25 protein-coding genes and 2 pseudogenes are annotated in these 26,823 nt (G+C 50.4%); 17 read left to right on the top strand and 10 right to left on the bottom strand.

Translation table 11 applies throughout. The features are described 5' to 3' along the window. Positions 1-74 precede the first annotated feature (74 nt). The gene (locus tag Q9O24_13275) at positions 75-326 is read left to right on the top strand and encodes a type II toxin-antitoxin system RelE/ParE family toxin (protein ID MDQ7076083.1); all 252 of its coding nucleotides are present in this window, start codon (positions 75-77) and stop codon (positions 324-326) included. Beyond that, complete coding sequence (locus Q9O24_13270; GenBank protein MDQ7076082.1) at positions 313-525, top strand: type II toxin-antitoxin system Phd/YefM family antitoxin; 213 nt, start codon at positions 313-315, stop codon at positions 523-525. The genes Q9O24_13275 and Q9O24_13270 overlap by 14 nt, the downstream gene beginning before the upstream one ends. Here Q9O24_13270 and Q9O24_13265 read toward each other — a convergent pair. Then, positions 522-974, bottom strand: a pseudogene (locus Q9O24_13265) (CAP domain-containing protein). The gene Q9O24_13270 and the pseudogene Q9O24_13265 sit on opposite strands and share 4 nt — an antisense overlap. A gap of 142 nt (positions 975-1,116) precedes the next feature. Beyond that, on the bottom strand, positions 1,117-2,220 hold the full coding sequence (msrB, locus tag Q9O24_13260; protein ID MDQ7076081.1) for a peptide-methionine (R)-S-oxide reductase MsrB: 1,104 nt from the start codon (positions 2,218-2,220) through the stop codon (positions 1,117-1,119). A 118-nt stretch (positions 2,221-2,338) separates the two neighbouring features. Between msrB and Q9O24_13255 the strand changes: the two genes are divergently transcribed. The 7 genes from Q9O24_13255 (at position 2,339) to Q9O24_13225 (ending at position 8,829) form a co-directional block, all read left to right on the top strand. Further along, positions 2,339-2,515: a hypothetical protein gene (locus Q9O24_13255; protein ID MDQ7076080.1), complete on the top strand. Its 177-nt coding sequence runs from the start codon at positions 2,339-2,341 to the stop codon at positions 2,513-2,515. Beyond that, entirely contained in the window at positions 2,512-4,800 is a 2,289-nt protein-coding gene (locus tag Q9O24_13250; protein MDQ7076079.1) for a TonB-dependent receptor, read from the top strand. The genes Q9O24_13255 and Q9O24_13250 overlap by 4 nt, the downstream gene beginning before the upstream one ends. A gap of 3 nt (positions 4,801-4,803) precedes the next feature. Next, a complete protein-coding gene (locus tag Q9O24_13245) occupies positions 4,804-5,427 on the top strand; it encodes a MotA/TolQ/ExbB proton channel family protein (GenBank protein ID MDQ7076078.1) in 624 nt (207 codons plus the stop codon). Further along, positions 5,420-5,842 carry a biopolymer transporter ExbD gene (locus tag Q9O24_13240; GenBank protein MDQ7076077.1) on the top strand — a complete coding sequence of 141 codons (423 nt, stop codon included), beginning with the start codon at positions 5,420-5,422 and terminating at the stop codon, positions 5,840-5,842. Before Q9O24_13245 ends, Q9O24_13240 begins: the two co-directional genes overlap by 8 nt. Then, positions 5,781-6,536 carry an energy transducer TonB gene (locus Q9O24_13235; GenBank protein ID MDQ7076076.1) on the top strand — a complete coding sequence of 252 codons (756 nt, stop codon included), beginning with the start codon at positions 5,781-5,783 and terminating at the stop codon, positions 6,534-6,536. Before Q9O24_13240 ends, Q9O24_13235 begins: the two co-directional genes overlap by 62 nt. A gap of 122 nt (positions 6,537-6,658) precedes the next feature. Continuing rightward, positions 6,659-8,464: an ABC transporter ATP-binding protein/permease gene (locus Q9O24_13230; GenBank protein MDQ7076075.1), complete on the top strand. Its 1,806-nt coding sequence runs from the start codon at positions 6,659-6,661 to the stop codon at positions 8,462-8,464. Between the two features lie 29 nt (positions 8,465-8,493). Continuing rightward, positions 8,494-8,829, top strand: a complete 336-nt coding sequence (locus Q9O24_13225) for a S24 family peptidase (protein ID MDQ7076074.1) — start codon at positions 8,494-8,496, stop codon at positions 8,827-8,829. A gap of 23 nt (positions 8,830-8,852) precedes the next feature. On the opposite strand, the gene thiE is transcribed toward Q9O24_13225, so the two are convergent. Together thiE and Q9O24_13215 are read right to left on the bottom strand one after the other, a co-directional pair. Continuing rightward, entirely contained in the window at positions 8,853-9,464 is a 612-nt protein-coding gene (gene thiE / locus Q9O24_13220; protein ID MDQ7076073.1) for a thiamine phosphate synthase, read from the bottom strand. Further along, complete coding sequence (locus Q9O24_13215; GenBank protein MDQ7076072.1) at positions 9,464-10,273, bottom strand: hydroxymethylpyrimidine/phosphomethylpyrimidine kinase; 810 nt, start codon at positions 10,271-10,273, stop codon at positions 9,464-9,466. The genes thiE and Q9O24_13215 overlap by 1 nt, the downstream gene beginning before the upstream one ends. 144 nt (positions 10,274-10,417) lie before the next feature. Here Q9O24_13215 and Q9O24_13210 point away from each other — a divergent pair, with 144 nt between their 5' ends. Continuing rightward, complete coding sequence (locus tag Q9O24_13210; GenBank protein ID MDQ7076071.1) at positions 10,418-11,149, top strand: PilZ domain-containing protein; 732 nt, start codon at positions 10,418-10,420, stop codon at positions 11,147-11,149. 7 nt (positions 11,150-11,156) lie between these two features. Here Q9O24_13210 and Q9O24_13205 read toward each other — a convergent pair whose 3' ends face one another. Further along, entirely contained in the window at positions 11,157-11,660 is a 504-nt protein-coding gene (locus Q9O24_13205) for an Rsd/AlgQ family anti-sigma factor (protein MDQ7076070.1), read from the bottom strand. A gap of 271 nt (positions 11,661-11,931) precedes the next feature. Here Q9O24_13205 and Q9O24_13200 point away from each other — a divergent pair, with 271 nt between their 5' ends. The 7 genes and pseudogenes from Q9O24_13200 (at position 11,932) to Q9O24_13170 (ending at position 18,510) form a co-directional block, all read left to right on the top strand. Further along, positions 11,932-14,151 carry an LPS-assembly protein LptD gene (locus Q9O24_13200; protein ID MDQ7076069.1) on the top strand — a complete coding sequence of 740 codons (2,220 nt, stop codon included), beginning with the start codon at positions 11,932-11,934 and terminating at the stop codon, positions 14,149-14,151. 6 nt (positions 14,152-14,157) lie between these two features. Beyond that, entirely contained in the window at positions 14,158-15,195 is a 1,038-nt protein-coding gene (locus Q9O24_13195) for a peptidylprolyl isomerase (GenBank protein MDQ7076068.1), read from the top strand. Then, positions 15,195-15,461: a peptidylprolyl isomerase gene (locus tag Q9O24_13190; protein MDQ7076067.1), complete on the top strand. Its 267-nt coding sequence runs from the start codon at positions 15,195-15,197 to the stop codon at positions 15,459-15,461. Before Q9O24_13195 ends, Q9O24_13190 begins: the two co-directional genes overlap by 1 nt. 2 nt (positions 15,462-15,463) lie before the next feature. Continuing rightward, positions 15,464-16,450 (top strand): 4-hydroxythreonine-4-phosphate dehydrogenase PdxA, encoded by a 987-nt coding sequence (gene pdxA / locus Q9O24_13185; protein MDQ7076066.1) that lies wholly within the window; start codon positions 15,464-15,466, stop codon positions 16,448-16,450. Next, positions 16,440-17,228, top strand: coding sequence for a 16S rRNA (adenine(1518)-N(6)/adenine(1519)-N(6))-dimethyltransferase RsmA (gene rsmA / locus Q9O24_13180; protein ID MDQ7076065.1), 789 nt, complete (start codon positions 16,440-16,442; stop codon positions 17,226-17,228). Before pdxA ends, rsmA begins: the two co-directional genes overlap by 11 nt. A gap of 57 nt (positions 17,229-17,285) precedes the next feature. Further along, positions 17,286-17,657 carry a Co2+/Mg2+ efflux protein ApaG gene (apaG, locus tag Q9O24_13175; protein ID MDQ7076064.1) on the top strand — a complete coding sequence of 124 codons (372 nt, stop codon included), beginning with the start codon at positions 17,286-17,288 and terminating at the stop codon, positions 17,655-17,657. 3 nt (positions 17,658-17,660) lie between these two features. Then, positions 17,661-18,510, top strand: a pseudogene (locus Q9O24_13170) (symmetrical bis(5'-nucleosyl)-tetraphosphatase). A gap of 2 nt (positions 18,511-18,512) precedes the next feature. Here Q9O24_13170 and Q9O24_13165 read toward each other — a convergent pair. The 5 genes from Q9O24_13165 to Q9O24_13145 form a co-directional block, all read right to left on the bottom strand. Continuing rightward, positions 18,513-19,721 carry an HlyD family efflux transporter periplasmic adaptor subunit gene (locus tag Q9O24_13165; protein ID MDQ7076063.1) on the bottom strand — a complete coding sequence of 403 codons (1,209 nt, stop codon included), beginning with the start codon at positions 19,719-19,721 and terminating at the stop codon, positions 18,513-18,515. Beyond that, entirely contained in the window at positions 19,711-21,921 is a 2,211-nt protein-coding gene (locus Q9O24_13160) for an ATP-binding cassette domain-containing protein (protein ID MDQ7076062.1), read from the bottom strand. The genes Q9O24_13165 and Q9O24_13160 overlap by 11 nt, the downstream gene beginning before the upstream one ends. Next, complete coding sequence (locus tag Q9O24_13155) at positions 21,914-23,158, bottom strand: TolC family protein (protein ID MDQ7076061.1); 1,245 nt, start codon at positions 23,156-23,158, stop codon at positions 21,914-21,916. Before Q9O24_13155 ends, Q9O24_13160 begins: the two co-directional genes overlap by 8 nt. A 15-nt stretch (positions 23,159-23,173) precedes the next feature. Then, positions 23,174-25,846 (bottom strand): sulfotransferase, encoded by a 2,673-nt coding sequence (locus Q9O24_13150; GenBank protein MDQ7076060.1) that lies wholly within the window; start codon positions 25,844-25,846, stop codon positions 23,174-23,176. A gap of 309 nt (positions 25,847-26,155) precedes the next feature. Next, entirely contained in the window at positions 26,156-26,740 is a 585-nt protein-coding gene (locus tag Q9O24_13145) for a hypothetical protein (protein ID MDQ7076059.1), read from the bottom strand. Between the last annotated feature and the right edge of the window lie 83 nt (positions 26,741-26,823).

Genomic DNA, 26,823 nt, shown 5'->3' with positions numbered 1-26,823 from the left:
GGCGTTTTGATCTTTCTTGGTAGGCTGATTTATATGTTATAAAGCAGTGATGGTTTTCGAGTGGATTGTTGATTGTGTATCATATTGAGTTGATGTCTAGGGCAGTTAAAGATTTAAAGCAGATACCTAAGCTGGATGCGAAGAAGGTGGTTGGGAAACTGCAACAGCTTGAGAATGGATTGTCGGTTAATGTGAAAAAATTAACAAATTTTAGCCCAGAGTACCGTCTTCGGGTGGGTGATTATCGAGTGCTATTTGAGATAGAGAATCAGTTGATATTAGTTTATCGTGTAAAACATCGCAAAGATGCTTATGGAAAAGGGTAAAGCTATGAAATTGCATCCACAACTGATAGAGAAAGAGGGGCGGAACGAATTTGTTGTTTTGCCTTTCGATGAATATCAGGCACTGACTGAGCTTGTTGAAGATTATGAGGATTTAATGGATTTACGCAGTGCTAAAAATGCTGAACAGGGAAAAAAGCCAATTTCGCTTCAACAGGTCATATCTGACTTAGACCTTTAGTAGGGCCACTCCCCTCGCAAATTGCCAGCCGGAGCGTAATTACAGACCCACACTTGCGATAAATCCTCACAGATCGCCTTAGCGCACCCCACCTCTGTGCTGCTTTTCCAGACCATCTGTGTGTAGTGGCCACACTGTTCTCCCGCGACGCAGCGATTGCTGCTGTAATCGTAATCCTTTACCTCACTGCCCCATGCGTCCACGACCTTGTTTGAATCGGTCTCTTGCAGTGTGAGCTGGGTTGGGCGGTTGCTGTAGGTGTGGGTGACGGGGCTGGCCCAAAAGAGGTTTTCGCCAGTTTTGCCATCTGTGGGGCTGTGTTGCATTTGGCACTGGTTGCGTTCTTTGAGCCGATGGGCTCAGGTTTGTGCTTGCTGTTGCAGTTGGTTTGACCACGTCAGTGGCGGCACATTGACCTTCGCGCGCCAGCGATTGTGGGCGTTGACCATCTGTTCGGCATCGGGTGGTTGAGTGGCGGTTGCGCTGGGTGCGATGCGAATGCGTTGCTCGGCGCAGGCGGTGCTGCTGAGGAGCGCGACGCTCACCAGCAGCCTAAGGGGGCGATGTGCCATGAAGAACCTAAAGAGGTTGCTATTCGGTTTCAAACAGGTTGGCCAATTCAGCATAACCTTCTTTAACCAGATCCTCTTGGGGGATAAAACGCATGGAAGCGGAGTTCATGCAGTAGCGTTTGCCCGTGGGAGCTGGGCCATCATCAAAGACGTGACCCAGATGTGCGTCACCGATTTTGCTGCGAATCTCGGTGCGCGGCAAAATCAGTTTGTAGTCGGTGTTTTCATCCACGGCATCGCTGTTAATCGCTTGAGTGAAACTGGGCCAGCCGGTGCCGGATTTGTATTTGTCTTTGGAGGAGAACAGCGGTTCACCGGTGGTGATTTCGACGTAGATGCCGTCGCGTTTTTCATCCCAGTAGGGGTTGTCAAAGGGGCGTTCGGTGCCGTCTTTTTGGGTTACATCGTACTGTAACGGGGTTAAGGTTTTACGCAACTCAGCGTCGCTGGGTCGTTGGTATTTTTTGCCATTTTTTGAATAGTGTGTGTAGTCCACATGGATCTCCTCACCCCAAGTCTTTTCCAGATATTGGTCTCGACCGGAGTTGTAGCGGTAGAATTTATAACGTAATGGATTCTTTTTATAGTAATCCTGATGATACTCTTCCGCATTGTAGAAGATTTTGGCGGGTAAAATGGGGGTGGCCAGCGGTTTTTTATACCGCCCTGTGGCTTGCAGGGCTTTGAGAGAGGTCTCGGCCTGCATTTTCTGTTCTGGGGTGTGGTAGAAAATGGCGCTGCTGTATTGATGGCCGCGATCTACAAACTGGCCGCCTGCATCGGTGGGGTTGATCTGCCGCCAGAAGGCTTCTAGCAGACCTTTGTAGCTGATCACATCGGCATCATAAAAGACCTTAACGCTCTCGATATGGCCGCTGCCCCCAGAAGAGACCTGCTTATAGGTCGGGTTTTTCACATGGCCGTCGGTGTAACCGGAGAGCACCTCTTTCACCCCAGGCACCTTTTCAAAATCGGACTCGGTACACCAAAAACAGCCGCCAGCAAAGGTAGCCACGGAGAGGCCATCAGCGATGCGGGCTGTTTTATCGGCTTTTTCGGCATTGGCAAAAAAGGCGATGGAGAGGGCGGCTATAAAGAGTGCCGGAATGATCTTTTTCCACATGGATTGGCTCCGAGTTGTTTATTTTGTGTGTGTTGCGATAATACACTGTCTTTTACCAAGACCGCTTGAGTCTCTTTTAAGTTCCTCTATCCTATCGGTAAAAGTGAGATCATACTTTATGAATGTGTTAATTGTTGTGAGTGTATTGGTGACGCTTGCCAGCATCGTGCTTTGCCATCAAGTGGCGAAACGACGTGGTTTGAAACCTGTTTTTTGGGGGGTGATGGGCGCGACCTTTGGCCCTTTTGCGATCCCTTTTGTCTTTTTTGTAAAACCAAAAAGTGAAACGGTATGAGGCTTGTTTTGTCTTGCTTGCTGTTGGGTCTTGGTGTTGTGCCTCTGAGCATGGCCGCGCCACTGGATGTGCTGATAAAAGAGAAGGGCAGCGGTGTTTTGATCGAAGGGGCGACGGTGGTGCTTGATGCCGGTGAGCAGTACGGTCAAAGCTCAACGCAGGGTCAGATACGTTTTGAAGAACGTGAGGGAGCCAAAAAAGTCAAAGTTTTAGCCAGCGGTTATGAAACGTTGAGCGAAACGCTAAAACCGCAGCAGAGCAAGATTACCCTCTATCTGCGCCCCCTGTTGGTGGAAAGCGATGGTTTGCAAGTAAGTGCTGCCCGGCTGGTGGAAAAAGGCTCTAAATTAACCCTCTCCAAAGCCGAATTATTGCAGACCGCTGGCAGTGGCGGTGATCCGCTAAAGGCGATTACGGCGTTGCCAGGCATTGTGGCGGCGAACGAGGGTTCGGCTGAGGTCTACATGCGTGGCAGTAACGGGCGCGACAACATTACTTGGGTTAATCATACCCCAGTGGGCTATCTCTACCATTTTGGTGGTTTTCAATCGACCATCAATCCGGCGTTGATTGAAGACATTAACGTCTTTTTGGGCGGTTTTCCGGTGCAGTACGGCGATGCCTTAGGCGGGGTGGTGGATGCGCGGCTGCGTGCGCCAAAAACAGATCGTCTGCACATGCAGTTTGATGTTTCTACCGTTTCCAGTTCGTTTTTGTTTGAAGGGCCGGTGGGGGATCAGGGCGATGGCTTTTTTGTTGCTGGGCGGCGCAGCTATTTAGACCTGCTGCTCTCTCCTTCGGCGGCCAGTGACCTGTTTTCCGATCCAGGCGAGCAAGACCCTAATCAGGTGCTGTTGGTGCCGCGTTTTTATGATCTTCAAGGCTTATATCGTCATCAATTAAAGGGCGGTTATGTGGAGAGTTATCTGTTTGCGGCGGGAGATGAGGTGGCGCTGGAGTTGCGTGGGACGGTGCGCTCCGATCCTCAGTTGGCCGGTGAGCTGCACAGCAAAGTTGAGTATCAGAGCGTCGGTTTGACGTGGCAGCAGCGCTGGAACGCTGAATCAGACAGTGTGATTAATTTGGCTTACCTGCACAATAAGAGTTCGGTTCGGGTGGGGCGAGATGAGAATGGCGCGTCGTTTTACGCCGATGTGGAGCAGAAGACGTTGCACCTGCAGCCCGAATGGCGACGCACGTTGAGTGAGGGGGCCTTATTGACCGTGGGGGTGGATTTGAACTCGGTGCTGGTGCCGTTGGATCTTTATGTGCCACGTCGTCAGACGGAGAATGACGTTAATGTTGATTTTACCTCGCAAACGAAGTTTCGGGTGAAGAGAGAGTTAAAGGCGCAGAGCAGCGACCCTTATGTTAAATATCGTCACCGTTGGGGTGACAATCTCACCACGCAACTGGAGCTGCGTTCCAGCAATGTGTCGATCAGCGGCGGTTTTGAGGCGCATCAAATTTCACCTCGTTTGGGCTTGGAGTATCAGCTCAACAGCGACACCCTGCTGACGGCCAACTGGGGGCGCTATCTGCAACAGCCCAACGGTGCGGATATTCTGGAGGGGGTGGGCAATCCAGCTCTGTTGATGCAGGAGGCGGAGCATCGCATTTTGGGCGTGGAGCGGCAGTTGAGTTCGCTTTACAGTCTGAAGGCGGAGGTCTACCACAAACCGATGAAAAATTTGGTGATTGCCTTGGATGAGAATGCGCCACCGAATAATTTTGCTAATAAAGGGACGGGGGAAGCGGTCGGCTTTGACCTGTTTCTGAAGCGCAAAACAAGCCAAGGCAAACGGGGTTGGTTGTCTCTGTCGTGGGCAAAATCGGAGCGTACCAATGAGGTCACCGGTATTACCCGTGATTTCTCTGGCGACCAGCCACTGACCTTGATTGTGGTGTGGGGGCAGCCTTTTACGGGGCGTTGGAGTCGTTGGGATTGGAGTGCCAAAGCAGAAGTGCATTCAGGGCGACCGTATACGGCGGTGATTGCACGTCATCAGGAAGACCCAACGGACATCAACAGCCGTTGGTTGCCGGAATTTGGTCAACACAACGTGGAACGTCTGCCTCTGTATCGACGGATTGATCTGCGCCTCAGTCGTGACTTTTTGTTTAATGAATCAAAAATGAAATTTTACTTGGATCTGCAAAACGTCACTTTTGCCAATAATATTGTGGAATACGATTATGGCAGTGAGTATGAAAAAATTGATAATCCGACGGAGATCAGTGGGTTGTCCTTTTTCCCTTATATGGGCGTTGAAATGGAGTTTTAAGGCATGAGTGTGCAACAGAATTTTTTGGCGCTGATGCAGAGCGGTGGGCCGATTATGTGGGTGATTTTTCTGGTGGCGTGCATGGCGTTGGGGATGTTGATTTGGGAGGCGCTAAAAGGGCGGCAGTTAATGCGCTTGGCAGAGCGAGATTATCAAATTTTGCGTGGGGCTGGCGAAGTATCGCCACTCAAAAAAGGCGGCAGCCCTGTGGCACAGGTGTTGGCGCTGCTGAGTTGGCAGCAGATTGACTCCCAACAGATGCTGGCCAAAGAGATTAATATTCATCTGGCCGAGATTGTGCCGAAGATGAGCGGCACGCTTGCCACCATTGCTATTTTGGCTTCATTGCTGCCGATGTTGGGTCTGCTGGGTACGGTGACGGGGATGATCAATGTTTTCGAGGTGATTGCCATCCAAGGCAGTGGCAAGCCGGATCTGATGGCCGATGGCATTTCTCAGGCGTTGTTGACCACCGCCAGCGGTCTGATTATCGCCATTCCGGTGATTTTTCTGCATCATCTGTTGGCGCAGCGGGTTAATCGTTTGATGACCTTGACCCATCAAGCAATTCAGTTGGTTTTACATCGCGATATTGAAACTTTAAAACAGGGTTATCTGCATGAGTGACGATGACCTCTGTCCGATGCCAAAGTTGAATCTGGGGCAGCCAGAGATCAGCATGGCTCCGCTGGTGGATGTGGTGTTTCTGTTGCTGATTTTTTTTATGGTGACCACCATTTTTCCTGATAACGAAGGCGTGGTGATCGAAAAACCCAGCTCGGAAAACAGAGCCACCTTGCCGGACAGACCTTTTCGTATTCAATTAGATCAGGCAGGCCAAGCCTACCTTAAAAAACAATCGGTGAGCTTGGCGGATCTGACTCGTTTGATTGCAATCGAATCTAAAATAAAGGCGGATCTGAGCGTGATGTTGCAGGTGGATCGGCGTGCCACGACGGAGATGTTGATGGCGGTGGTGGATGCGGCCAAAGCCGGTGGCGCTCAATCCTTGGCCATTGCGACTGATGCTAAAGCACAATAACACGGTGGAACAATCGCCGCTGTTATGGGTGTTGACCTCGTTGGTTGGCGGGGTCCTGTTGGCTTTTTTTCTGCTGTTTTCAATTGATCTGTTAGCCCATTCGCGCTCCGAGCCAGTGGAGCTAAAACCCGTTTTAGTGTTGAATTTACTTCAGCCCATTGTGCAAAAGTCAGCACCTCAACAACCCGTAGTGAAAAAAACAGTACCAAAGCCAAAGAAAAAAAGGGTGCAAAAGCCGAAGCTGATTAAAAATAAAATTTTAAAAAAAGCCGCACCAAAAAAGATCCAGCCCAAAACAATTGTCAGCACACCCATTGAACAGGTCGTAGAAGAGCCGCCGAAACCAGAGGTAACGCAGCCAGTGAAACCGGTTGTTACGGCGCAGGCCAAAGAGGTTTTGCCAACACCGGAGCCTATTTTTAAACTCAGTGAGCTGCCGCAATTTTTGCATCGTGAAGCGCCTATTTACCCTGAAACGATGCGTGCTGCGGGGCGCAGTGGCGTGGTGAAATTGGAGGCGTTGATTGATAAAACCGGCAAGGTTCGCCGTGTGAGTATCATTACCTCGGAGGGTGAGGCATTTGATCAGGCAGCAAAGAGGGCGATTATGGCATCGAGTTTTTCACCAGCAAAAATTGCTGATCGTGCCGTGGCGGTGCGGTTGCGGTTGCCGGTGCGGTTTTCATTGCGCTGAAATCTTTTGATCATGCCAATTTTATTCACAGTGGTTACATAAACCGTGCCTTGACATGGCAAACTTGCATTCCAACAGTCTCTGCTTTACCTTGCACGGTTGGTTTTTACTGTGTTGATGTTATGGCTCCCCGTACCCGTTACACCTCTGCGCCGCACGGCGAGCGCACCGATTTTCAAAATCTAAAACGTATCTACCCTTTTATCTGGGACTACCGTGGCCGTGCGCTGCTGGCGCTGCTCAGCTTGCTGTTGGCCAAATTTGCCATTGTCGGTGTGCCTCTGGTCTTCAAGGAGATCATTGATTTTCTTGATCAAGAGCCACAGAATGCCGTTGCGCTGCCAGTGGCGTTGCTGCTGATTTACGGCGCGTTGCGCCTGTTTGCCTCGCTGTTCAATGAGTTGCGCGATGCTATTTTTGCGCGGGTGCGTCATCGGGCGATGCACAAACTGTCCAATCGGGTGATTGCTCATTTGCACCGTTTGTCGCTGCGTTTTCATCTGGAGCGGCGTACCGGTGCCATCAGCCGTGATCTGGAGCGCGGCGCGCGCAGCGTCAGTTCGATTTTGAATTACTTGGTGTTTAATATTTTCCCTACAGCGGTAGAATTTATGCTGGTGGCGGCCATTTTATTCAGTCAATACAGCGCCTATTTTGCCATCGTCACCTTTGTTACGGTGCTGCTGTACGTCGGTTTTACCCTCAAAGTGACGGAGTGGCGGATGCACTTTCGTCATCAGATGAACGCGCTGGATTCGGATGCCAACAGTCGCGCGGTGGACAGCCTACTCAATTACGAAACAGTTAAATATTTCAATAACGAAGCGCATGAACTGCGGCGTTACGATGAGGTGATGGGCGGTTGGGAGGAGGCAGGGGTTAAAAGCCAAACCACCATGTCGATGCTCAATTTTGGTCAAGGGGTGATCATCGCCGTGGGGGTGACGGTGATCATGGCCTTGGCGGTACACGAGGTGCAGACCGGTGAGATGAGCTTGGGGGATCTGGTGTTGGTCAATACCATGATGTTGCAGCTCTTTTTGCCCTTGGGTTTTCTGGGCATTGTTTACCGTTCGCTGAAATACGCGCTGGCGGATATGGATCTGGTGTTTAAATTACTTGATCAGCCGGAAGAGATTAAAGACAAAACTGACGCAAAGGTCATGCGGGTTGATGCAGCGGAGGTGCGGTTTGTCGAGGTTGATTTTGCTTATCAGCCCGACCGCCGCATTTTAAATAAGGTCTCGTTTACTCTGCCTGCAGGTCAGAAGGTGGCCGTGGTGGGGCCTTCGGGGGCGGGTAAATCCACCCTCTCGCGGCTGTTGTTTCGTTTTTACGATGTTAACGCGGGAGCGGTATTGATCGACGGCCAAGATCTGCGCGACTGCACCCAGCAGAGTGTGCGCCGTGCCATCGGCATTGTGCCGCAGGATACGGTGCTGTTTAACGACAGCATTTATTACAATATTCTCTACGCCAAACCCGATGCCAGCCGTGAAGAGGTGGTCGAAGCGGCTAAATTGGCCGACATTCATCGCTTTATTGAGAGCTTGCCTGAGGGTTACGAAACCGTGGTGGGTGAGCGGGGGTTGAAGTTGTCGGGCGGTGAAAAACAGCGGGTGGCGATTGCGCGGGTGATTTTGAAACGCCCCGCTATCTTGGTCTTTGATGAGGCCACTTCCAGCTTGGATTCACGCTCGGAGCAGGCGATTTTAGCGGCGCTGGAGAAGGTTTCGGCGCAGACCACCACCTTGGTGATTGCCCACAGACTCTCCACCATCGTGGATGCGGATCAGATTTTGGTCATGGAACAGGGTGAAATTGTCGAGCGTGGCAGCCACAGCAACTTATTGGCGCAAAAGGGTTTGTACGCCCATTTGTGGGCGTTGCAGCAGCGTGAGCGTTTGAGTGACGATAAAAGTAAATGATTTTTTAATTATGAAACGAGGTTAATAGGATGGATGACAGTTTAGGCAGTTGTGCAGCGGGTGAGCCCTTTGCGTTGCAAGTGTTGGATACCAGCATGGAGCCGGAGTTTAAAAAAAAGACGATTATTATTATCGACCCTGAAGGGATACTCAGAGACGGCTGTTTTGTGATGGCTAAATTGGCCGAGGATGATTATATTTTTCGGCAGTTGCGTATTGATGAAAACAACAACTACAGCTTGCATGCGCTGAACGAGGGTCATGAGGTGATCGCCATTGGGGGGCGTGGTGATTTGGTGGGGGTGATTGTGCAGCAGCAGTTTGGTAAGGGTCGTAAAGGGCGTACCTTTTATAACGAATCGTAGTTTTTAGCGCATAAATGCGCTGCTTAAAACAGTGCCTTGAATTGATGGCTCTGCTGTTCGATGTTTTCCCCTGTAAAAATCCCACCCACCACCGCCAGCATATCCGCTCCGGCGGTGAGCAGCGGCTGGGCGTTGTGCTGGGTGATGCCGCCAATGGCGCAGATGGGCAAGGTGAGTTCTTGTCGTGCCTGTTGCAGTAAGCTCAAGGGTGCGGGGCAGGCGTTGGGTTTTGTTTTGGAGGGGAAAAAACGCCCAAAGGCGACGTAGCTGGCTCCTTGTTGTTCGGCCTGTTTGGCTCGCTGTAGAGAGTCGTAGCAGGTGATGCCAATGATCGCCTGTGGGCCTAATGTGTTGCGCGCCTGTTTTAGGCTGTCGTCTTCCAAACCCAGATGCACACCGTCGGCTCCGACCTCAAAGGCCAGTTCAATGTCATCATTGATAATCGAGAGGGCGCGGTATTGTCGGCACAGCCTTGCCAGTGTTTTTGCCTGTTGCTGACGGCGTTTGTGATCGCTGCTTTTGTCCCGATATTGCACTACTCTGGCTCCGCCTTTAAGAGCTGCTGCAACGCTATTGGCAAAATTCTGGTGTGCAATCAAATTTTGGTCGGTGATGACGTAGAGTCCGTGCAGCATTATTTCTCTTCACTCTCATTGCTGGCCCAGTAAAAACGGTTGGGCAGATGCTGCCCCATGCCGGGTCGGTGGGCGGCTTTCAGGCTTTGCCAGGTGTACTCTTGGGCTTGACGCACGGCGGCGATGGGGTGTTCTCCTTGCGCTAACAGACCGGCGATGCTGGCGCTCAAAGTGCAGCCGGAACCGTGGTAGCTGTGGGGCAGCCGTGGCCAATCGAAGCGTTCCAACTGAGTGGCGTTGTGGTAGAGCACGTTGTGAACCTGTTCGGTTTTGCTGTCAGCGCCGGTGATCAAGACGTATTCGCAGCCACTTTCCAATAGGTTTAGGGCGGCGCTCTGTTCGTTTTCTGTGCCACTGAGGGTGAGTGCTTCGTGGCGGTTGGGGGTCATGATAAAGGTGTTGGGGATTAAATAGCGTTCCATCGCTTCGATTAAGTCGTCGCTGGCCATCGACTTGCCGCTGCCGCCGGAGGCCAAAATGGGGTCGAGCACCATGGGCAGTTCGGGGTAATCCATTAAGACGCTGTAGAGGGCTTTGACGATCTCCACTGAGCCAAGCAGGCCGACTTTAATCACGGCCACCGGCATGTCTTCCAGTACCGTTCTCATCTGTTGGGTAAAAAGGCTGGGGTGCAGCGGTTCGATGCGTTTAACGTCTTGGCTGTCTTGCACCGTCAGACAGGTAATGACGGGCGCGGCATGACAGGCTTGGCTGCTGAGGGCTTCGATGTCGGCTTGAATGCCTGCGCCGCCGCTGGGGTCGTTGCCGGAACAGCAGAGTACGACGGGAAATATTTCAGGGGAGTCCATGGAGTATCTCTTACGAAGCTGAAAGAAAGTGGCTTTGATTTTATCAGCTGCACAGGTTGGGTGTCGGATCAAAGTGGGAATCGGTTTGTTAGGTTTAGGCTTCGGTTAAGGAACACCAGAGGTTCCAAGGATAGGGAGTGGATTATGGGGGAGTTGCAAGATGTGATGCCAATGCAACGGCGCACGGAAGCTCGCATGGAAGGTTTGGCGCTGCAGGTTGGCATGCGTAAGCTCAATTCAACGCGCTTTAAACGCTGTGCTTTATTAAACGTGACGCAGGGGGGCTTGGGGCTGTTAACGGACAACGTCAATTTTCGGATTTTAAAACCGATTGAATTGCGCGTGGATCTGAATGAGCAACAGTTTATTGTGCGAGGCGTGATCGCCTATCGTCAGTTGCGTATGGAAGGGATGCAGTATGGGGTAATCTTTACCCATGTGCCCTTTGAATTGGAGCGGTTGCTGAGTGAGTTAAGCGTGTTGTTGGGAAATTCGGTGCAGGGGGAGGCTGAGCAGTTGTTGCTGAGTAAGCAGAGCAACAGCCAAGTGTCACCTCTGCGGCGCTTTGAGACGCGCTATCGAACATTGCAGTTACAGCTTAAAGTGCGTCGTCGTGATCAAGAAAACAGGCGTTATTACAGCGGTTGTTCTTTGTTGGACATCAGCCGCACGGGGATTGGTTTTATTGCCGATGAGTTACAAACGGGGCTGGCCGGTGAAGTGGAGTTGGGGTTGATGTACGGTAACCAAAGCTTTTGTGCTCGTGGCAAAATAAATTACCGTAAGGTGGTTCGTAAAGGGGTGCGTTACGGGGTTGAGTTTAGTTACATCAGTTCTGATTTGCTGCACATGATTGCGTTGCAAAACCAGAGCTGAGGTGGATTTAATTCAGTTCGTTGCGTCTCTCATCGGAGAGCGCTTCCAATAAGGTATCTTCCATTTCAAAACGCAGCGAGAGAGTCTCGCCCAAACGGTAGATGTCACTGGCAAGCTGTTTGAAGGCTTTGCAGGCGGCATCGCTGGCGTATTGGTCGTTGAACTCGACCAAAATATCGGTGGTTTGGGCGATCAAAGGGTAGACGGTGGCGGCACTTTCACGCACATTGAGACGACGTTCTTTGCCTTCAATGATGCGCTGGTAAATCTCAAAATGCCCCAAGGCCAAATAGTCCATTAAAATTTGGCAAAAGCCTTTCAAGTGTTCTTCCAGTTCAGTGTGGCTGCTTTTGTGTTGCGAAGTGCCGCTGAGCGCGCTGAATTGGCTCAATAGTTGAGTGCGTTCCGTCATCAGTTCTTGAATGGTGTGTTGAGTGCGACCACGACGGTTCGTTACCGCAGGTTGTGGAACGGTGTAGGGTGATGTTGTTTGAGGGGCGACCTTGCTCATCAGTTAACTCTCCTGGCGGTTCGTAGGTGTGGTGTTTCATCTGTTGATTAAGGGCACTGCCCTTAATCACATTGTGCAGCCCTGATCGCATTTCCTCAAGTGTTAATCTTGCCTTTCCAGCTGAGGGTTTTCTTTCGTGATCGGGGTCGGTATGCTTAGCGCGATTGTTTCTCTTGGCTGATGTTTTTTAAGTAGGCAACGCGTGTCATCTATCTTTTGTAATCGTTTACTCTTTATCCCACAAAATATGCAAAAATCGTTCCTAAAATCAGTGGTGGGAAGAACTGTCTCTCTGCTGCTGATCTGTTTACTCACCTTTCCAGCTGTTGCGGCCAATGATTTATGGCGTTTTTGTGGCGAGCCCTCGCCACTGTTGCCCGTGTCTCGTTTTGCTGATGAGCGCATTCGCATCAGTGCCGAGCGTACGTTCAGTGCCATTAAAGGCGTTACTGAGCTGGAAGGTGATGTACGTTTGACGCAGGGAGATCGTCTGCTGTTGGCGGATCGGATGAAGGTGGATCAGCTGAAGCAGGAGAGCCGTGGTTCAGGTCACGTTACGTTTCGCACGCCGGAGTATCAGCTCACGGCGGAGTCTGCATTGATGAGTATGAATTCTGCGGTGGCGAAGTTTAATGGCGTGACCTATCGCTATCCAGAACGCCATGCACAGGGGCGAGCGTTGCAGACACGCCGTGATGCGCAGCGAGTGACCTACCTTCAGGAGGCGACGTATTCTACCTGTCTGGCGTCGCAAGAGGATTGGGTGGTGGTGGCCAAAGAGATGGTGTTGGATCCCAATACGGAGGTTGGTACGGCAAAACACGCCTACTTAAAATTTAAAGGCGTGCCTTTTCTCTACACGCCCTTTTTCAGTTTTCCTTTGGGAGAGAGTCGAAAAAGTGGTTTTCTGGCACCGGTGATTGAAAACTCAAGCAGTCGGGGATTGGAGGTGAATACACCTTACTACTGGAACATTAAACCGCAGGCCGATGCCACCTTGACCCCCCGTTGGATGAGTGAACGTGGCACGCAGATTTTGTCAGAAATGCGCTACCTTGATCGGTGGGGTGATTGGCATTTGGATGCAGATTATCTTGATCGGGATCAGAAGTTGAATAATGAAAAACGTTATTTTTATCGTCTGCGCCATAAGGGTTTGATTGATCGCCGTTGGCACACGTCAATTGATGCCGGAGAGGTCTCGGATAAAAATTATTTTAACGATTTGGGCAACCGTTTGAGTGTGGCCACGATCACTCATTTGGAACGGCGTGCCGATGTTGCTTATCATGCGGATCGTTATGTCTTGAGCAGTCGAATACAGAATTTTCAAACCCTTGATGATTCTATTGCGGTTGCCAATCGTCCCTATCAGCGCATGCCGCAGCTGAATTTTGATGGCCGTTTTCCTGCTTTGTTGCAGGGTAGTTTGAAATACGATGTGGATGTGGAACTGGTGCGTTTTGATCGGGAGGAGAGTGATACGGGTTTGCGTTTTGACAGCACCTCAAAGGTGAGTTGGCCTTATCGTAAAACAGCAGGTTTTTTTACCCCATCACTCTCTGTGCGACATTCACAATACGCTCTCAATCTAGTGGCAGCTGGAGCGCAACAAATCCAACGCACGGTACCTCTGTTGTCGTTGGATGCGGGGCTCTATTTTGATCGCGAACCTTCCTCGGAAGGGGGGCCATTGCAAGTGTTAGAGCCGCGTCTTTATTATTTGAATGCGCCTTTCACGTCTCAGGATGAGATTCCGTTGTTTGACAGCAGTCAACTGGGCTTTAGTTACGCTCAACTGTTTCGTAATAATCGGTTTACTGGCGGTGATCGGGTGGGGGATGCCAATCAGCTCGCAGCGGGTTTAACTTATCGTCTGATTGACTCTGACAGTGGTAGAGAAATGATGAGTGGCAGTTTAGGGCGGATCTATTATTTTGCTGATCGTGAGGTGACGTTACGTCCGACTCAGCAGGTGGATGAGCAGCCTAGGTCGGATCTGATTGCGGAGGCCAAGGGGCGTTTTAGCCGTAATTGGTCTGTGAATACTACTTTTTTGATTAATTCGGAGACGGGCAATACGGATCGGGCTGATTTCCAATTTCGTTATCGGCGCGATAATGAACACATTGCCAACATTCGTTATCTTTTTTCTCAAACAGCGCAGGAAAAGTTGTTGACCGAACAAGTTGATCTGGCCATGCGCTGGCCTCTTTCCAAGCAGTGGCGAGTGATGGCGCACTGGAACTACTCCCTCAAAGAAGAGAAGGTGCTGGACAGTTTTGCTGGGTTGGAATACGAGAGTTGCTGCTGGTTGTTGCGGCTGGTGGGGAGGGAGTTTTTGAATGTGGTTAACGGGCGAATTCTGGACGATCAAACCCAGACGGCGCTCTATGCGCAGCTGGTACTGAAGGGCTTGGCTCCGGTGGGGCAGGGTCCCAGAAAGCTGCTGGAAGATGGTATTATTGGTTATCGTGCAATTGAGTATTGATTTGATATGAATAAAAATATGTTTACCGCGCTGTTATTGAGCTTTGTGGTGTCAGCATCGCAGGCAGCACCGCAGTTATTGAACGGCGTGGCTGCGATTGTGAATGACGATGTGATTTTGAACAGTGAGTTTGAGCGGGGTTTAGAGCGCATTCGTGCTCAATTGCAAGAGGCAGGGCAAGCCGTTGATGATCAGCAGGTGCTGCGTGAGCAGGTTATGGAGCGTCTGATTTCACGCAAGGTACAGGCGCAAAAAGCCAAAGAGCTGGGTTTGCGGGTGGACGACAGTGAGCTGAACCGTACGTTGCAGCGCATTGCGCGCAACAATCAGATGAGTTTGTCTCAGTTCCGCCAAGCGCTGTTGGCAGAAGGCGTGGATTACCGTGATTTTCGTGAAGAGGTGAGAGAAGAGGTCTTACTGGCACAGCTGAAAAAACGTCAAGTAGAGATGCAGACCAAGGTCAGTGATCAGGAGCTGGATGATTTTCTCTCTCTGCGTCAACGGGTATTGAAAAACAGTTTTGAATATCGTCTGCGCCATATTTTAATTGCCACCGGTGAAGGTGATGATTTGGCCTTGATCGCTAAAGCGCGTGCAAGAGCCGATAGAGTGTTGACAAAAGTGCAAGCGGGAGCTGATTTTGCCGCTTTGGCGATGCGCACCTCCGATGGTCAGTACGCTCTGGAAGGCGGTGATTTGGGCTGGCGTAAATTAGAGCAGTTACCGAAAGTATTTGTCGAGGCGTTGCAAACGGCCAAAGAGGGCGATCTGTTGGGGCCACTGCGCAGCGCCAGTGGTTTTCATCTGCTTTTATTGGAGCAGAGTCGCGGTGAGGAACGTCACTACATTAAACAGAGCCATGCGCGTCACATTTTATTGCGGGTGACGGAAGTTCGAGACAGTGAAGCGACCTTGAAAACATTGAAATCGTTGCGAAAACGCATTGTGGCTGGGGAAAAGTTTGCTGCGCTGGCCAAAGAATTTTCTGATGATCCTGGTAGTGCCGTTGCCGGTGGTGATCTGGGTTGGTTTGGCCCGATGTGATGGTACCCGCGTTTGAGAGCGTGGTGAAAGAGTTGGCTAAAGGCGAGGTGAGTGAGCCGTTTCGCTCCGCTTTTGGTTGGCATGTGGTGCAGTTGCTGGGCAAACGAACTCAGGATGACACCGACGAGTTTTTACGCGGTCAAGCGCGTCAACGTCTGCTGGAGCGCAAAGTGGAAGAAGCTTCCGAAGTATGGTTGAGGAAATTGCGCGTGCAGGCGTACGTTGAAGTGCGTTTGGCCGATCTCTCTGCGGATGATGCCAAATGAACATGAATAAGCCGTTGCGTTTTGCCATTACCCCTGGCGAACCAGCAGGCATTGGGCCTGATTTAGCCGTGCTGCTTTGTCAAAAATCACATGAACATGAATGGGTTTTTATTGCTGATCCTGAGTTGCTGGCCGAGCGCGCTGAGCAGTTGGCGTTGCCGCTTTCACTGGCCGAGGTGGATTTTGAGCAAGCGCCACAAGCGGGGCGTAATTGTATTTTGCCAGTGGCACTTTTGGATCAGGTGCAGGCCGGTGAGCTGAATGTGCTCAATGCCGAATACGTCTTAGAGACGCTAAGAGTGGCCACCCGAGGCTGTTTAAAACAGCGTTTTTCCGCTCTGATTACCGGGCCGGTGCATAAGGGCATTATTAACGATGCTGGAGTGGCTTTCAGCGGTCATACGGAGTTTTTGGCCGAGCAGACCGACGGTTTTCCGGTGATGATGTTGACCGCAGATACGTTGCGGGTGGCGTTGGCCACCACTCATCTTCCCCTGTCTAAGGTGAGTGAAGCGATTACGGATCGCGCTCTGGAGCGAGTGATTCGTATTTTACACCGTGATCTGCAACAGCGTTACGGCATTGCGGAGCCGCGTATTTTGGTCTGTGGCCTTAATCCTCATGCGGGCGAAGACGGGCATTTGGGTTGGGAGGAGATTAAGATCATTCAGCCGGTGCTGGAGCGGTTGCGCGCCGAGGGGCAAAACCTCATCGGTCCGCTGCCCGCCGATACTTTGTTTACCCCCAAATACCTTGAACAAGCCGATGCGGTGCTGGCGATGTATCACGATCAAGGTTTGCCGGTGTTGAAACATGTGGGTTTTGGCCATGCGGTCAATGTCACTTTGGGCTTGTCGATTATTCGTACCTCGGTGGATCACGGTACAGCACTGTCGCTGGCGGGAACGGGCAACATCGAGCTGGGCAGTTTTGAGGTGGCTTTGGCCGTAGCGCAAACGATGGCTGAGAACAGCAATGATGGATCATAAACCGCGCAAACGTTTTGGCCAAAATTTTCTGCATGACGGTGTCATTATTGATCGTATTGTGCGAGCGGTTTCGCCTAAAAAGGGGCAAAAATTGGTGGAGATTGGCCCTGGTTTGGGAGCCTTGACCTTGCCGATTTTGCAGCAGTTGGGGCGGCTTCAGGTGGTGGAGCTGGATCGAGACCTGATCCCTCGTCTGGAAAAACTCTGTGCCGATCAGGGCGAATTGACGATTCACAGCGCCGATGCATTGAAGTTTGATTTTTCAGCTCTGTGTGCTGAAAACGAAAAGCTGCGTCTGGTGGGCAATCTGCCCTACAACATTTCCACCCCGTTGATTTTCCATCTGTTGCAGAGCGTCGATAAAATTCATGACATGCATTTTATGTTGCAGTACGAAGTGGTGCGGCGCATGGCAGCAACACCAGGTGGGCGGGATTACGGTCGTTTGTCGGTGATGTGTCAATATTATTGCCAAGTTCAGGCGCTGTTTACCGTCCGTCCAGGGGCGTTTAACCCACCACCGAAAGTCAATTCGGCCATTGTGCGTTTGACACCGCACACCGAGCCGTTGGTGGAGGTGGGTGATGTGGTGCTGTTTGCCAAACTGGTGCGCCAAGCGTTCAGTCAGCGGCGAAAAACCTTGCGCAATACGCTTAAAACGCTGTTAAGTGCCGCTCAAATTGAGGCCTGTGATATTGATCCCAGTGTGCGAGCGGAGACCTTGAGTTTGGCGCAGTTTGCTACCTTAAGTAGTTATTACAGTGAGCACGTTTCTTAGTTTAAGGATAGAATGGTGTCATTGTTATTACAGCTAAGCAGAGTGAGTGGATTTTTTATGGGACCGGAAATAAAAATTGATATTGAGACCTCGTACATTGAGGCGGAATCTGAGCCACAGGAGGATCGTTATGTGTTTGCCTACACCGTTACGATTCGTAACGAAGGCACAGCGCCAGCACGCTTGTTGAAGCGTCATTGGATCATCACCGATGCCAATGGTCGGGTGCAAGAGGTCAAAGGCGACGGTGTGGTGGGCGAACAGCCGCACCTGAAACCGGGAGAAGGGTTTCAATACACCAGTGGCACCATGTTGGAGACCTCCGTTGGCACGATGGGTGGCAGTTACCAGATGGTGGACGATGATGGAATTAACTTTGATGCCGCCATTCCTGAGTTTTTACTCACTACCCCAAGGGTGTTGCACTGAGTTGTGAAGGCGGTTTATGTTATTGGGGATGTGCAGGGCTGTTATTTAGCCTTGCAGGCTCTGCTGGAAAAAATCGAATTTAAGCCAACAAAAGACCGGCTCTGGTTTGCCGGTGATTTGGTCAATCGAGGCCCTGATTCCTTAGCCGTATTGCGTTTTGTAAAAGCCTTGGGCAGTGCGGCCATCACGGTGTTGGGCAATCACGATCTTCACTTATTGGCGATGCAAGCAGGGGTAAAGTCGATTAAAAAAGGCTGCTCTTTAGCGCCTATTTTTAAGGCTGATGACGGTGAAGAGCTGTTGTGTTGGTTGCGCCAACAACCGCTGCTGCACTACGATAAAAAACTCAATTATGTTATGGCTCATGCGGGTATTTATCCTCGGTGGGATTTAGCGCAGGCACAAGCGGCGGCCTTGGAAGTAGAGGCGGTGCTGCGTGGCGATGATCATCAGCGCTATTTTGAACAGATGTACGGTGATCAGCCGGATCTCTGGTCAGAGGAGTTACAGGGCGCGGCTCGGTGGCGTTTTATCACCAACAGTTTTACTCGGATGCGTTTTTGCAGTTTAAGTGGGCAGCTGGACATGCTGGAAAAACACGCACCCGGTCAGCAGGCAGACGGTTTATTGCCGTGGTTTGAGTCTGCCGAGTCGAGTGACGGCCCAAGGGACACACATTCTGTTTGGTCACTGGGCGGCCTTAAGCCACTCCTTGCCACTGAAGGTCAAAAAAATTCACCCGACGGATACGGGTTGCGTTTGGGGGGGTGAGTTGACCGCTTTGAAATTGCAGCAGGGTAAAAAACCGCAACGGATCTCTGTGCGCTGCGATAGGGCTTTAAAAACGGGCTAATTTTACCGCTCGCCAAACGACTCCGATAACGTCTTACGCAACGGTTTCAGCAAGAAATTCATCAGGGTTCGATCTCCGGTACGAATGTCCACCTGCGTGGTCATGCCTGGTAGCACTTCCAAAACTTTGCCGGTGGTGGTGGTGACGGGATTGCTGTCGGGTACGATGTGAACGCGGTAATAAATTTCCGTCCCCTTAGCCGTTTCTTCTTTAAGGGTGTCCGCACTGACGTAGGTTACTTTGCCGGTTACACCGCCATGAATGGTGTAATCGAAGGGGTCAAAACGAATGTTGCTTTCCAAACCTTTACGGATTTGAGCGATGTCGGATGGGCTGACCTTGGCTTCGATAATTAATTGATCGTCCACTGGGATAATTTGCATCATCTCTTCACCGGCACGCAACACCCCACCCACAGTGGTCATGCGGATGTTTTTCACAATGCCAGGTACTTGGGCAATAAACAGACAGCTGTCCAGTTGTTCTTGACGTTGTTTGAGAATCTGCTCATTTTGCGAGAGTTCGTCTTCAACGGTGGTCAGTTCGGTTTGAACCTCTTCCAAAAAACGGTTTTTACGGTTGATTAATTTGGCATTGGCCTCGTTGAGATTGCGTTTTGAGGTTAAATGCTCGGAGCGACTGACATCACCGGTTTGCAATAATTCTTTTACCAAATCGAGGTGTTCTTTGGCTAAAGAGACCGCTGTTCTGAGGGTGGAAAGGTCTTGCCTGAGACCGTATCGACGTTGCTGAAACAGGGCTTTTTCAACCTTCACGGTATCGGAAGAATTTTTTTCAAACTCCACTGGAAAATCCAGTGATCTGGCTCCAGTGACTTCGGCGCGCAACCGGATTGCTTTTGATCGTAGGGCAAACAGACGTGCTTCGACCTCGGACACCGCTGCTTGAGCGCGGGTTTGATCCAGTTTAGCCAATATTTGACCGGCTTTAACACGGTCGCCTTCCCAGACATTCAATTCCGATAAAACCCCACCATCAATGGCTTGAATGACCTGTACACGACTGCTGGCAATGACTTCGCCACTGGCCTTGGCCACTTCATCAATGCGCAGATAGTTTGCACTGACGATAAAACTCGTCAAACCGATTAAAATAAACCACAAAACATAGCTGGAGTGTTGTAAGTGGTAACTTTCCAAACGCTGTATTTTTGGCGAGACGTCTTGTTCACTCGCTTGTTTAAATAACATCGACTTTTCCTCGCTGATTCAGATGTGTTACAACCGGTTTAAGGGGGTTTTTTGCATTTTGGCTTAACAGTTGTGGCAATACTTTTTCAGGTTTGCCGTCTTTGCTCACCTCACCTTGATCCATGACGATAATGCGGTTGGCAAAGTTATCGGCACTCATTGGTCGATGGGTGGAGACAATGACAATGTCTTCGGGGCGTACGGATTTCTTCAGTACTTGCCAGAGGCGTTTTTCACTCTTTTTATCCAGCGAAGCGGTGGGTTCATCCAGCAGCCAAATTCTAGGACGGGCAATTAACAGGCGAGCCATCGCAACCAATTGACGTTGGCCACCGGAGAGGCCTTCGCCGCCTTCACTGATTTCCAAATCCATCCCCAGAGGGCTGTTGGCGGCAATGGTATCAATGCCAAGATAACGAGATATGCGCAACAGACGTGCATCACCAACCGCACCAGAAAGGCTTAAATTACTGCGCAGAGTGCCTTTAAACAGATGCACCGTTTGTGGTAAATAGCCCAAATGTGTGGCGACAATTTGTGGGTCCACTTCCCAAAGATCCGCATTGCCTAAGCGTACTCGGCCTTCCGAGGGACGATAAAGTCCAGAGAGCACTTTTAACAGTGTGGATTTACCACAGCCCACTTTGCCCATCAGCAAGACACGATCACCGGGTTTAAAGCTGAGTTTTTCAATATTGACCTGTTTGATGGGGCTGTCGGGATAGGCGAAACGCACCTTTGACAGCTCCAGAGCTTGTGGACGATCATCGAGCAGCAACAGATCCTGTTTATTGCGCCGTTCACCGTCCAATTGAAACAGTTGATTGACCATCTGCAAGGCTTCAGAGACCTGTTGCCACTGTGCCAAGTGTTGCACGCTGGCGGAAATGGGCGCAATAACACGACCACCCAAAATACTGCACGCAATCAGCGCCCCCATGGTGATGTTGCCTTGCTCAATTTGCCCCACGCCAACCACCACCGCAGAGACGTAGGCGATGGTGGAGAGGCTGCTGGTGGTCACACTGGAAAAACTGCTGACCGCTTTTTGCTGCAAATTGTAACGGGCAATGGAGCTGCTGATGGAGCGCCACTCTTCAGAAAAACGCCACGTGGCGTTATTGGCACGAATGGATTCTGCGCCACGAATGCAATCCACCAATAAACCTTGGCGCTCATTAGAGCGAATCATCTGGTTGTGCAGCAGTTTTTTCAGGCGTATTTGGGTGATTATTCCCAGCAGTAATGCCACGGGCAATAATAAAATATACACCCAGCCAACGGCACCCCCGATCAGCATAATAAAGGCGATAAACATAAGGGCAAAAGGCAGGTCAATTAGGGTGAAAATAATACTGGATGAGAAGAACTGCCGCACCGAGTCCAAACTGCCCACTTGAGCGGCCAAACTGCCCAGACTGCGCGGTTGCAGATCCAACTGAATGTGCAGCAGATGATCGAATACTTTTTGTGAAACCCGTTTATCCACGGCACAAGAGACGCTGTCTAAAATTTTGGCTCGAATGGTTTTTAAAAACCAATCAATTAAGACAATGATCATCATGCCCGCAGTCAAAGTGGTGAGGGTGGCGTAAGCCAAGGTGGGTACGACGCGATCATAGACCTGCATGGCAAAGATAGAGGTGCCGATGGCCAAGGCATTGATCATTACCGTGGCGATGGCGATATTGATTAACCAAGCTTTGTCTGTGAGCAGCTCTTGCCAAATAATGCGCGCCGCAATGTTGCCCTTCAAACTTAAAAAAGCCGGTTTTTCTGCGCGTTGGCGTACTTGCAGCCAGACCACCAGCGCATCTTGTAATGTTTCATCCGTGAGTGATGTTTTATTGTTTTCAGCATCAAGAAAAACCGCTTCGCCAGCTTCTTCTTCTGCTCGTGTCACCATATACCAATCGTTATTGCAGAACACCAACGCGGGTAGACGACGCTGATCAAAGCGTCGCCACAACAGCTGTGCAGGGCGAACGCCTTTAATGTTTGCCTCCGCTAAAATCAACTGAATTTTTTTTATTAGGGCTGTTTTTGCATGGTCGTTATTTATTTTTTTGCAAGCGGCTTCCAGCTTTTCTGCGTTGAAAGGCACCTTATGCCGAATCAGCAACTGCTGTAAAAAAAGCGTGGGTAGCGTGGTTGGTTTTGTCCTTTTTTTCGAAGCTCTGTCGTGCGTTTTGTCATCCATTATTACGGCCTTTTTCCTTCAGCAATGGATCTAACATCCCTGTTAGAATACGAATTTTTAAGGTGTTGATTAACCACTCATTATACGCTTGGGTCTGTTGTATTCTTTGCTCGGTTAATTCGCGCTGTAGATTGAGAACCTCTAACCACGCTTTAAAGCCAGCGCCGTATTGACGACTGTACGAGTCCATTGTGGTTTGTAAATCATCCACCGCTTGCTGTAATCCTCTGATGAGAGTCTGTTGCATTTGACGATTATTGAGTAAGGTTTTGATCTTACGTCGTACGTCATTGCGGGTTGCATACAGATCTTGTTTGGCAGCGTCTAGCTTTGCTTTGGCAGCCCGAGAGCGGCCAAAAGTGGAAAATCCAAAACCATCCAATGTGCCATCGAGCATTACGCTGTAGTGCGTACCTGAGATGTAGCCAGGGGCGTTGAGGTTTTGCTCTGCTTGCAGATAGAGCGTTGGCATGGCAGAGCTAAAGACCCGATCGACATTGCTGGAGGCTAAAGTAATGAGCTGTTTTTTATGTTTGATGCTGGCTTCGTTTTGGATTGCCATGGTTGCCAGCCGTTCGCTGCTGGGCAGTTGAGTAAATTCACTGGACACTTCGGCAGTGGCATCAATGTCTGTTTGGGTTAATGCTTGCAACTCATTTTTGGCAACGTGCAGTTCGCCTCGGGTACGCAACACTTGGGTGCGGGCTTGACGTAAACGAACTTCGACCAATAACACATCTGTTTTTGAAGCCAGCTTGCCTTGGTGACGGCGTTTAATTTGTTGGTAAAGTTGTTTGTGTTTTTCAACATTGTCCAATGCCACGCGCAAACGTCGGTTAATGCCTAAAATGGCCGCGTAGGCTGTCGCCGTATCTTCCAATAATTTACGTTTCACTCTTAAAAAATCGGCATCGCCGACCTGTTTGTCGGCGGTGGCGTAAGCAATGCCATTATCAATGCGGCCAAAACTCCATAAAGGTTGGCGTAGGGAGACAATGGCAACCTGCTCTTCGTCCCTTTGTCCTACTTGTGCGCTAAAAGAGGGATAACGCTGTGCTTTAGCACTGTCGATGGCATAACCTTTAGCGTCCACTTCAGCCTGTTTTCCCCGCATGGCAGGGTGCCATTTGATCGTCGAGCGCAGGGCGGCCAGTAAGCCACTTTCAGTCGCATGGGCAAACGGGGTGTTGCTGAGTAGCAGCACCATGACAATGCTAAGCCAGCCTTTGTTATTCATTTTCTCTTCTCGTTTTTAGGGTCGGTTGACGGCACTCATTGGCGCGCTTTGCATCTCTTGCCAATGGGAGATTTCGTCGTTATTGTTTTTAGGTTGTGGTTTTTTATCCAGCCGATAGCGTTTTGTTAACGCCGCTGCTTTTTCGTGTTGTTTGCTCATGTTGTAGGCTTTGAGCAAATTGGTGCTCCACTCCCGTTTCCATGGGGCGTGTTTTAATGCTTTTTCAATCAACTTAACGCCATCGTCGAGGTTGTTTTTACGCAGATAAATCTCCCCGACCATGTAGTTACAGGCGGCGTGGTTGGGGTTGTGGTGCAGCATTTTTTTAAACAAATATTCAGCTCCGTCCAGATCCTGTTTTTTATAGAGGGCAAAACCCTCTTGCAAAAAGGCCGGTTCTGGCAAGCTGAGCATGTCGCTGATCGGGTCGAATTCAATGCGCGCATTGGTGCCAGCGGTTAACGGTGCAAGATGCGCTTGATAGCGTTTCCACTTGGCGGTGGAGGTTTTATAAATGGGTTGACGTACTTGCCAGACGCTGGCGGTTTTCACCGGCCGATCCAGTTCGTTGAAAGCGACCACTTGTGGTTGCCAATCAACGCCGATGTAGTTCAACATTTTACGCGCGCTGCCCTCGGTATCATTGACCACATCTTCGTAATTGACTTCCAATATTTCACCTGGAAAAAGTTGATGCCAATGCTGCATCAGCAGGTTGTGATCGGCCAGTTGTTCGCCGATGTGAGTGAAATCGTAGGCGAAACCCATGCCGCCGTGTTTGGCTTGGTAGTCGGTGAAAAAATTGGAAATAGCAATGTCCCGTGGATCACGGCGTACTGAGATGATTTTGGCCTTGGGAAAGAGGAATTTAATCAAACCAATGTTTTCAAAATTGTGCGGTAATTTATCAATGATGTGTTTGGCCTTGGGGTCGTACTCTTGCAGCTCTTTGAGCACGTTGTCGGCAATGCCTGAGCTGATGTAGGGGTTCAGGTCATCGACACAATCAGGAAAACTGCGGCCTGAGCCGACGTGTCGTTCCCAACGATTCAGACCCTGTACTACGGCAGGAATCAGGCCCAACTCACCGGCTCCGGCAATCTCGCTGTGACCGGCTAAAATTTGTTCTATCAACGTGGTGCCGGAGCGGGGCATACCAAGAACGTACACCGGTACGCTGGAATCCACACCACAATCACGACGTACGTCATAGAGGCTCTTACTGAAGGCATGGCGAATGCGAGCACAGCGGTTGCGGTGCTCTTTGGCATCGTATGTTATAAACCGTTGGCTGAGGTCATTGGCCTCTTGGGCAAAGCTAAAAGCTTTGTCGTATTGCTTGCGTTTTTCCCACGCTGAAGCCAATTGAAATAATAAACTGGTGCGCGCAGAGCCTTCCATGCTGGGGGTGTGGGCGACTTGATTGAGCTGCTCTAAGGTTGTTTCATCATCGGGAAAATGGCGTGCGCTGATTAAAGCGGAGTGGCCTTTAATTGGATCTAGGCTTTTTAATGTTTCAAACAGATGAATGGCATCATCAATGTTGCCGCGTTGCATCTGCTGCTGGCCGAGGCTTTGCAGAGCTGGGGTGAATTTAGGGTCAATTTCCAATATTTTGCGAAACAGTTGTTCGGCGAGGTCAAAGTTTTGCTCTTGGCTCTCCACTTGAGCCAATGCGTGTTGAGCTTGCAGGCGCAGCGCTGCGATTTTTTTCTTGTTGTATTCGGTGTTGATTTTCAATGTGGCCGCCAGTTTGACCGCTTTTTCCGCTGTGGTGCGTGCTCGTTTCGTCTGTTGATGCAGGCAGGCGGCTGACAATTTTATCCAAGGCAGAGGATTTTTTTTGTCGTGTTTAATCACCCGTTCAAGGGCTTTAATCGCCATGTTAGAGCGACCTTGCAGTTGTGCCAGTTCAGAGAGCTGCATTAATAAGGTGCTGTTGTGAGGGTACGGTTTTAAACCTTCACGCAGAATTTCTGCGGCTTCTTCGTGGTGATCACGTTCGGCCAACATCTGGGCGTAATTACTGCGCCAGAGTACGCTCTGCTCTTCGTCGTCTTGCGCATCGACCAGTTCAAACCAATGCTCTGCTTGTGCTTGTTGATCGGTTTCGATCCAGAGTTGCAGTTGCAGGGTGCGCAGGCGTTGGCGATGTTGTTGATTAAAAAACTCGGAGAGTTCGTCTTGTTGTTGTTCCAGCGCAGTGCGGCCTTGATCGAGGGCATTTTGCGCGTGATCATATTGGGTTAGTTGACAGTGGACATCGGCCAAATTGCTCCAGACGGCGATGCGGCTGGGGTCAAGGTTGGCAGAGTGGGCAAAACAATCGGCCGCTTCTGAGAGTCGTTGGGTCATTAAATGACACAGGCCTAAACGAGCCAAAGCCAGACTGTGCTGAGGATCTTCTTTGACAATGCGGGCTAAACGTTGAGTGGCTTGCTCGGCCTGTGAGTGCAGAATAAACACAGCGGCCAGATCGCAGAGCGCATCGTGATCCAGTTCGGTTTCATGTTCTAGCAGCTGATTGAAGAGGGCTTCCATGCCGTCCAGTTGATTCAAGTTGATCGAGGCCAAGACCAATAAAATACGTGCAGCGTATTGATCTTTTCTTTCTGCAAGACAGGCTTTTTTGAGGGGCAGGTATTGCTGTTGAGCGTACAGTTCTCTTAGAAAGGCCAAGTTGTTCATACTAATTCCTTGTAGTAATGATGTTTTAGTGATTTAAATTTTGCTTAATGTCAATGACTTAGGCTTATGTTAAGGCTTGCTACCCAAAAAAAACCGACGGACAGAGATAACGAATTTTTAAACTTTTGAAGAGTGAAGTGCATCACAAAAAGCGGGTTTTTGTGAGTGAGTAGATAATGGTTTTAGAGATGTAAATAAAAAAACCGCAGTTGAAATACTCACAAAGAGCAGCTCAACAGCGGCAGTTAAGGAAAAAGTGAGGGCAAAGAGCAAAGCCCCTTGCCGTCGTTTATGGCATTGCTGCCGGTGTTACGCCAAACCTTGGCTGGTCAACAGGCCAACTGGGGTGGCTTGTACAATGCCACCCAAGTCAGCACCGTCACCGAGAGCCGCCCAAGTGCCATTCCAGAGGTTGGCGCTTGATCCACCCACAGCGGTATTACGAGTGAAGAGACCCAGCTCGGTCACGCCTGCCGCTACCGCATTGAGGGTTGCTCCTGTCCAAGCGTAGCTCGCACTGGGCAGGGTGTTGGTCACAGCGGCGGGTTGAGCCACGGTAGCTGTATTACCCAGTGCGCCAGTGAGGGTGCCGGTGCTGGTGGTGAAGATGATGTTGTCATCGGCACCCAAGTTACCTGCACTGGCCCAAGTACCGAAGGTACCCACTGCTCCTACTGCGGGTGCGGTGTTCAACGCACCTGCGGCGGGATCAACCACCACGTAGATGGTGTAGGAGATATTGGCATCAAAGACCCGACCAGAGTGATCAGAGCTGGTACCCCCCACCAGATCAAACACCACTACTGTTGGATCAACCGGTGAAGCTGCGGTGGTGAAGTCCTGAGCGATGGGATTAATTTGTGCCGCCAGCCCGTTACCGGCGAGATCGGTCAAAACCCCCGCAGCGTAGGTGACAGCTGTAGTTAGCTGCCTCCGACCAGATCACCAGTGGGGTTAATGGTTACGGTGTTACCGGT

The organism is Gammaproteobacteria bacterium, assembly GCA_030949385.1.
Classification (GTDB): Bacteria; Pseudomonadota; Gammaproteobacteria; order JAUZRS01; family JAUZRS01; genus JAUZRS01.
Note: the sequence above shows the minus strand (reverse complement) of the source record. Positions and strands in the feature narration are given on the sequence as shown.